This is a genomic window from Mesorhizobium sp. WSM4809, assembly GCF_055811655.1.
This window is the reverse complement of record NZ_JBVVQW010000011.1, coordinates 19,820-27,640: the sequence shown is the minus strand read 5'-3', so window position 1 is coordinate 27,640 and position 7,821 is coordinate 19,820. Positions and strand designations below refer to the sequence as shown.

The window sequence follows — 7,821 nt, the reverse complement described above, 5'->3', positions numbered from 1 at the left end:
CGCAGGGGGGCCCCGGGGGGGGGCGGGCCCGGAGCTCCCGCGGGGGGGCCGTGGGGTGGGTGCGGCCGGTGGGGGGCGATTAAATGGCCCGGGGCGGCCCCCCCCCCCCCCCCCACACCCCGATCATCCTGCTGACCGCGCTGAAGGAAGATGTCGACCGCATCATTGGCCTGGAACTCGGCGCCGACGACTATCTCGGCAAGCCGTTCAACCCGCGTGAGCTCATTGCCCGCATCCGTGCCGTGCTCAGGCGCTCGGCGCCCGAGGAGGCGCCCGCCTCCCCGCGCGCGCGTACCTACCGCTTCGCCGGCTACAGGCTGGAGCCGGACACCCGCAAGGTGACGGATGCACAAGGCGTGGCCGTCGACCTTACGGGCGCCGAGTTCGACCTCTTGCAGGTGTTTCTCGACCGCCCCGGCCGGCTTTTATCGCGCGACCAGCTTCTCGACCTGACGCAAGGCCGCGAGCGCGACCCGCTCGAGCGTTCGGTCGATGTGCTGGTGAGCCGGTTGCGCCGGAAATTTTCGGACAGCGGCGACGGGCCGCTGTTCAAGACCGTGCGCAATGGCGGCTACCAGCTCACCGCGCGCGTCGAGACCGTGGAGAGCCAGGCGTGAATTCGCTGCGCCGCCGTCTCATCCTGCTGCTGGTCGCCTCGATCGTCGGCGTCGTCGGCCTGGCGACGGCCGCCGTCATCAGCGTGCGCGGCGGCGGACCGCCACCGGAACTGACCGTGCCCTGGATTGCCCAACAGATGGAACTGGTGGTGCGGCTTTTGCCGGGGCCGATCCCCGACGTCCTGCGGGTGCAATTCGCCGACCATCCGGCGGGCGGCAAGGTGGCTCGTGCCGAAACGGCGATGCTCAACGACATCCTGCACCGCCGTGGCCTCGACTTTCCGGCGGTCGTCAACGAGAAGGCGGACGAACCCGGCCAGATCGCATCGATGCACCTGCCTGACAGCCGCTGGGCGATCATGGAGGTGCCGCACCTCAAGCCGCCAAGGCGCGAATGGCTGGTTCTGGCAGGCTGGATCTCGCTGATCGTCGCCGGCGCCACGGCGGTGTCGGTCTATTTCACCTCGGTGCTGATCCGCCCGCTCGAGATGTTGGAGGCCGCCGTCTCCAAGATCGGATCGGACGGCGTGCTGGCGGCGGTGCCGGAAGTGGGCTCGGCCGAGGTCAAGGCCACCGCGCATGCGCTGAACCAACTCTCGTCGCGGCTGCGGACCGCCATGGAAAGCCGCATGCGGCTGGTCGCCGCCGCCGGCCATGATCTGCGAACGCCGATGACGCGCATGCGGCTGCGCGCCGAATTCCTCGACGACGAACGCGACAAATGGCTTCACGACCTCGACGAACTCGACCGCATCGCCGACAGCGCCATCCGCCTGGTGCGCGAAGAGGTGAACCAGGACGCCGTCGAAGCGGTCGACCTGGCAAAGACGGTGCGCGATATCGAAGCCGAGATGGCATCGCTCGGCCATGCCGTCTCGATCGGGCACCTGGACAAGGTTTGCGTGCGGGCCGGCGCGCTTGGCCTGCGCCGCGCCTTGCGCAACCTGATCGTCAACGCCGCCACCCATGGCAAGGCGTGCCGCATCGACCTGGCCGCAGCCGACAATCGCGCCGTGCTGACCATATCTGACCATGGCCCGGGCATACCCACGGAACTCCTGAACAAGGCGTTCGAGCCCTTCTTCCGCGTCAACCCCGGCCGCCTGCAATCCGTCCCCGGAGCCGGTCTTGGCCTCGCCATCGCCAAGGAGATCATCGAGCGCTACGGGGGCACGGTAACGCTGGAAAACCGCCGGGGCGGCGGGCTGGAACAGACGGTGGTGTTCGACGCGGTGTGACGGGATGGCGGCCCACAGCAGATGCTCGCTCAGCCGAGTGACGGACGTTGCGTGCGGCAACCGACGAAAAAACGGCGACCATGCTGCACTGCGCAAAGCCAATGGCTCCAACTCATTTCTCTGCGGAACCAGGATCGAATCCATATTAGCCAAAATATAGATTCCAGAATTTCTTGCGACCTCACAAAGAACTAGGCTCTCAAGCCAAGAGCTCCCCTCAATCAACCGGGGCGGGAATATCGGCACAATTTAAACGCCAAGGTTTAATTCTGAGGAAACTCCCCAGAAATGGCGAGAACCGGCCGGTTTTGTCAATTTTTAGCACTTGCTCACATAAGTATTTCAGCCGGGTAGATATTTTGTGTTGCGCTGCACAATGCCGTAGCCGAACGATGTCCTGGGGGGACTCGTTTGCGACTGGACATACGCCGTGGAGGATTCCGCCAGGTTGACCAGCTTGAGTTGTCCGTCCGTCGATTTCGAGCCCGGCCCGGCCGTGCTCGCAATGCGCGGATTTGCGGGTGCCTTGGCGGGTCTCGTCCGCCTTAGCCTGCCGCTCGAAACGGCCGGCTGGCGGCCTCATCGCGGATATCACGCCGGCGGAAGCCGCTGATGGGAAGCGCCCGTGACATCCAACTTGATGCGTTGAGAGCTATCGCCGTAACGATGGTGTTGTATTCCCATTTCTTCGCGGAGGGACCTTCGTTCTGGGGCCATATCGGTGTGCGGCTGTTCTTCGTGCTGAGCGGCTTCCTGATCACGCGCCTGCTCCTGGAGGCGCGCTCGGCCACCGAATTCGAAACCGGCCCGGCGCTGCGCTCCTTCTACATCCGGCGGATGTTGCGGATATTCCCGCCCTATTTTGCCGTCCTGGGTTTCGTCTGGCTGGTCGACCTGGATCAGTCCAGGGGGTCGCTGGTCTGGCATGCGCTTTATCTGTCGAACTTCTGGTATGCGCAGCACAATAACTGGAATCCTTGGGTACTGGGCCATTTCTGGAGCCTGAGCATCGAGGAGCAGTTCTATCTTGCCTGGCCGCTGGTCGTCCTGCTGGCCCCACGCCGCCGCTTCGAGGCCATCTGCATCGCTGTCATCGCGCTGTCGCTGGCCTATCGATTCTATTGGCCGATCACCGCCACGCCGGCGCTGGCGCGCGACCTGCTGCCGCCGGCATCCATGGATGCGCTGGCGACGGGCGCGCTGCTTGCCTGCTGGCATTTTAGGGGCGCCGGCCTGCCGCACTGGATGCGGCTGGGCTGGCCTGCCTTCGCGGCCGCATTCCTTGTCATCGAGTGGTTAGTCCCGGAGCCCGCCGATCCGACACTGGAATGGGCCCGCTGGCTGCTGCGGGAAGTCCTGCCCCTGGTGCCGCTGATGGTCATCGTAGCAGCCTGTTCGCGCGGCCTTGGCGGCATCCTGGGCAGGCTTGCCGAACTGCCGCCGCTGCTTGGCCTCGGCCGCATCAGCTACGGCGTCTATCTCTATCATCCGATATTGCTGTCGCTCGCCGTCAAGGCGCAGCCCTGGATTCCGCTCAACGTCTCGGCGCAAGGGCCAGGGCGATTCCTGGTTGCGGGCGCCGCCACGATTGTCGCGGCCTGGATTTCCTGGGTGGTTTTCGAGAGGCCGCTCAACAGCCTGAAGCGCTACTTCCCCTATGTCGCGCGCACCCGCCCCGCACAGGTCGGCCATGGCGGGTGGCTCGCGACGGCGGCCGGCGGATCGCCCGATGGCCGCACACCGGCGCTCGAACTCCAGCGCACGGATGCAAGACGATGACCGCCGCGCCGCTCGTCTCCGTCCTGTTGCCGGTCTACAATGCCGGCCCCTATCTCGCCGCCGCGCTGGGAAGCATCCTGCGGCAGGATCACAGTCGCCTGGAGATCATCGCGATCGATGACGGCTCGACCGACAATTCGCTCGAGATACTGGAGCGATGCCAAAAGGCCGACAGCCGCATCTCGATCGTCTCGCGCGAAAACCGCGGCCTCGTCGCGACGCTCAACGAAGGGCTGGCGCTCGCCCGGGGCGAACTGGTCGCGCGGATGGACGCCGACGACGTCGCCTATCCCTGGCGTTTGTCGCGCCAGGTGGCGCTGTTTGAGCGGCGGCCCGAACTGGGCTTCTGCGGCGCCGGCGTCGACATGTTGATCCGCGGCCGCATCGCCAGGGGTAAGCCCGATCCGGTGTTCCAGTTCGGCCGCATCCCTGTATTGGCGATGTTCTTCACGATCTTTATGCACCCGACGGTCGTCTACAACAGGAAGGTCGTCGACGACAGCGTTCTCCACTACGACCCGATCTACAGGCACGCCGAGGACTTCGATCTTTTCAGGCGGCTGGCCGGCCGTTACCCGGCAGCCATGATGCCCGAAAACCTGGTCGTCTACCGCGTCCATGAGGCAAGCGTGACCAGCCGGCACGTCAAGGAGATGCGCAGGACGCATTTGCGGATCGTCGCCGAGAACCTCGAGCGCGAGGGCCTGGCGCAGGCCACGCGGGACCTGCGAGACATCGGCGATGCGGTCAGCCACGACACGGTCGCCCGTGCGGCCAGCTTCATCGTCGCGCTGGAGGAGGAAATCCGCTCGCTGCCGGCGGCGACGCGGCCGAGCTTCGAGGCTGGCGCGCTGAACCTGTTCTATTTCCTCTACCAGCTCGTCGCCGACAAAAAGCAGCCTGCGCTGACGCATGAATTGCTGACGCGGACCGCGAAATGGAACGCCATCCGGCGCCGCGAGCAATATGCGCTGCGGCCCGGCGCCTGGGCGCCCTGGCTCAGCCTCGCCTCGCTGTCGGCCGCCAGACAAGCCGATGCCATGGCATACTTCTTCAAATCCGCGCCCGCCGCGGCGGTTCTGGCGTCTCATCGGTTGAGTTAAAGGCATGATCGTCAAAGCCCACCAAGCTCTGCAGCGCGATCGTTCGACGGCGCTTGACCCTGCCCCGACCGGTCGCGGCCGTGACCGATCGGCGCCGGAGGTCAGCTTCATCATCTGCACGCGCAACCGCGTCGCGGTGCTCGATGCCTGCATCAAGTCGGTGCAAGCCGCCTGCCGCGCACATGCCGGCTTCGCCGCCGAACTCGTGGTCGTCGACAACGGTTCGATGGACCGCACGGCCGAACGCCTGGCCAGCATCGCCACTGCGTCGGACATTCCGTTCACGCCCGTCTGCGAGCCGCGCCCCGGACTGGCGGCCGCCCGCAACGCCGGGCTGCGGCGCGCGCGCGGCCGTGTGCTGGTCTTCGTCGACGATGACTGCGCGCTCCATCGCGACTATTTGCGCGATCTGGAGCGACACTATGCGTCCGGGGAACAATGGCTCATCCGGGGCGGCCGTGTCGAGCTTGGCGATGCCAGGGATTTGCCGTTCACCATCAAGCGGTCGTGGGCGCGCGAGCGGCTGACGCCGGATGTTCATCCCGGCGGTTTCGTGCTGGGCTGCAACATGACGATGCACCGCGACGTCGCGGCCCGCATCGGCTATTTCGACGAACGCTTCGGCGCCGGCGGACCATTGCGGTCGGCAGAGGACACCGATTATCTCGTGCGCGCGATGCTGCTCGGCATCGCGGTCGAGTATGTGCCTGACATGACGATATTCCATCATCACGGCCGGCGGGATCGCAAAGCCATCGAAAAGCTGCACCGCGACTACAGCCTGGGCAATGGCGGGCTCTGCCTGAAGCATGTTCGCCACGCGCCCTGGCTGCTTCGCCATTTCTACTGGGCCGCAAGAGGGGCTATCAGGGAATTGGCGGGAGGACCCGCCTTCGATCGTGAACTCAACCTGCCGCACTGGCCGATCGTCGCCATGAATTTGCTCGGCGCGGCCAGGTTCGCGGTTCTCCTGCTGGCCAGACGGCCGCGGGCCGAGCCGGTGCGGCAAGATCAGCAAGCCAATGCCCAGGCGAGGTGAAACGCTATAATGCCGATGCTGCCGCCAAGCCTGCCGATGCTGTTCCGGGCGTTCGGAAAGCGGCAACTGCGCCTGCTTCCGGCGGTGGTGGTACTCGGCCTGGTCAGCGCCGTCCTCGAAGGGTTCGGCATCGGCCTGATCATCCCGTTGCTGGGCATCATCATGGGACATGGGGATGCGGCCGGCATGGGCGGCTTCTCCGCTGTCCTCCAGCATGTCGGATCGGGCTTGAGCGAGCGCGACCGGCTGATCGTCATTTCGGTCGCCATCCTCGGCTCGATCATCCTGAAGAACGTCTTCGCCTTCGCCAACACGCTGCTGACGACCTTCATCTCCGGCAAGGCAAGCCATTCCATCCGCAGCGCCTTGTCGGAGCAGCTGTTGCGGGTCGGCTACCCGTTCTTCCTGCGGCAGAGTCCCGGACGCCTGCTCAACATCATCTCCAACGAATCCTGGCGGGCCTCCGATGCGATCCAGATCATGCTGTCGGCCATCGTCAGCGCATCGGCCGCCATCATCCTCCTGGCTTTCCTGTTGCTGCTTTCGTGGCGCATGACGCTTCTGGTCACGCTCGGACTGGCGCTCGTCCAGATCGCGCACGCCATCCTCTCTGCCAATCTGAAGGAGCCCAGCCGCAGCGTCGCTTCGCGCAACGGCCACCTCGCCTCGCAGATGCTTCACCTTGTGCATGCCGGACGGCTGATCCGCATCTTCGGACAGGAGAACCGGGAAAAGGCGATATTCGACACGGCGTCGGATGCGGTTCGCCGCGCTTCCTTCGCGCTGCTCGTGCGCCAGGGAGCGCTGCCGCCGATGACGGAGGTTCTCCACGCCATGCTGTTCCTGGCGGTGGTGATCGGCGCCTGGCTGGCGCAGGTGAGTTTCCCGCTGATCATCGCCTTCGTCATCCTGCTCTACAGGCTGCAGCCGCATATGCGGGCCCTGCAGGGCTCGTGGAGCCAGCTGCAGGGCCTGAGCGGATCGCTAGAAGAGGTGACATGGCTGCTGGATCCCGCCGGCAAGCCGCCACCGCCGCAAGGCGACGGGCCGTTCCACGGTCTGCGCCAGGGCATCAAGTTCGACGATGTGACATTCACCTATTCCGGTACGGACCGGCGCGAGGTGGTGCTGCATGCGGCGACATACGAAATCCGCGGCGGCCGCTCGACGGCGCTGATCGGCCGCTCGGGCGCCGGCAAGACGACGATCGTCAATCTCCTGTGCCGCTTCGTCGAACCGGACACCGGCAGCATCCTCGTCGATGGATCGCCGCTCGACCGGATCGACGCCAGCCAGTGGCGACGGCACATCGCCCTGGCCAGCCAGGAACTGGAACTGGTCGACGGCAGCATTTTTGAAAACATAACCTACGGCCAGGACGCGGCGACAGCCGGCGACGCCGAAGCCGCCGCAAGACTGGCCGAAGCGCACGAGTTCATCGAAAGGCTGCCTCAGGGCTACGAGACCCTGGTCGGCTACAGGGGCGTCAATCTGTCGGCGGGACAGAGGCAGCGGATCGCCTTGGCCAGAGCCCTGGTGCGCGATCCCGATCTCCTCATCCTGGACGAAGCCACCAATGCGGTGGACGGGCTGTCGGAAGCGGCCATCGTCGAGACCCTGAAGTCGAGAGCCGGCCGCCGCACGACCATCGTCATCAGCCACCACCACAGCACCATCTCGTTCTGCGACGACGTGGTCATCCTGAGCGGCGGCCGCGTGAAAAAGCAGGCCCCTTTCGGCGCCCTGGCCTCGCTCAGCATGGACGAGCTTTATCAGCACGAGCCGCTCGACTGAGAAGGCACCGGGCCGGCCCGCGATCGTTTCCCGGGCGTGTTTGCAGCCTCCGGCCGGCGGGTCGTCGAAAAGGTTCGAATCAGCAGCCCGGGAATTGCCGCTGACACCTTCCGTGATCGCACCAATGCCGTGCGGAACCGAGGCGCGCTACCTTGTCTGTGCGGCGGACCTGTCGATCCGCCTGGCCGGTGCCCCATTGGGCTTACTCTCCGGGTGAGGTGCCGGCCTCCCATGCACAAAACAAAGACCTG

Annotated in this window: 5 protein-coding genes and 1 pseudogene; all 6 read left to right on the top strand. The window is 65.7% G+C overall.

The window, feature by feature from the left end:
* Positions 1-119: 119 nt before the first annotated feature.
* Positions 120-617 (top strand): annotated as a pseudogene (locus AC0L24_RS23545) (winged helix-turn-helix domain-containing protein); the annotation flags it as partial.
* Complete coding sequence (locus tag AC0L24_RS23540) at positions 614-1,855, top strand: ATP-binding protein (protein WP_127396778.1); 1,242 nt, start codon at positions 614-616, stop codon at positions 1,853-1,855. The pseudogene AC0L24_RS23545 and the gene AC0L24_RS23540, both read left to right, overlap by 4 nt.
* 612 nt (positions 1,856-2,467) lie before the next feature.
* Positions 2,468-3,634 (top strand): acyltransferase family protein, encoded by a 1,167-nt coding sequence (locus tag AC0L24_RS23535; protein WP_292696444.1) that lies wholly within the window; start codon positions 2,468-2,470, stop codon positions 3,632-3,634.
* Positions 3,631-4,737 carry a glycosyltransferase family 2 protein gene (locus AC0L24_RS23530; protein ID WP_128289000.1) on the top strand — a complete coding sequence of 369 codons (1,107 nt, stop codon included), beginning with the start codon at positions 3,631-3,633 and terminating at the stop codon, positions 4,735-4,737. The genes AC0L24_RS23535 and AC0L24_RS23530 overlap by 4 nt, the downstream gene beginning before the upstream one ends.
* A 4-nt stretch (positions 4,738-4,741) precedes the next feature.
* Positions 4,742-5,776, top strand: a complete 1,035-nt coding sequence (locus AC0L24_RS23525; protein ID WP_473564183.1) for a glycosyltransferase family 2 protein — start codon at positions 4,742-4,744, stop codon at positions 5,774-5,776.
* 9 nt (positions 5,777-5,785) lie between these two features.
* Positions 5,786-7,570, top strand: coding sequence for an ABC transporter ATP-binding protein (locus AC0L24_RS23520; RefSeq protein WP_473564182.1), 1,785 nt, complete (start codon positions 5,786-5,788; stop codon positions 7,568-7,570).
* Positions 7,571-7,821: the final 251 nt, after the last annotated feature.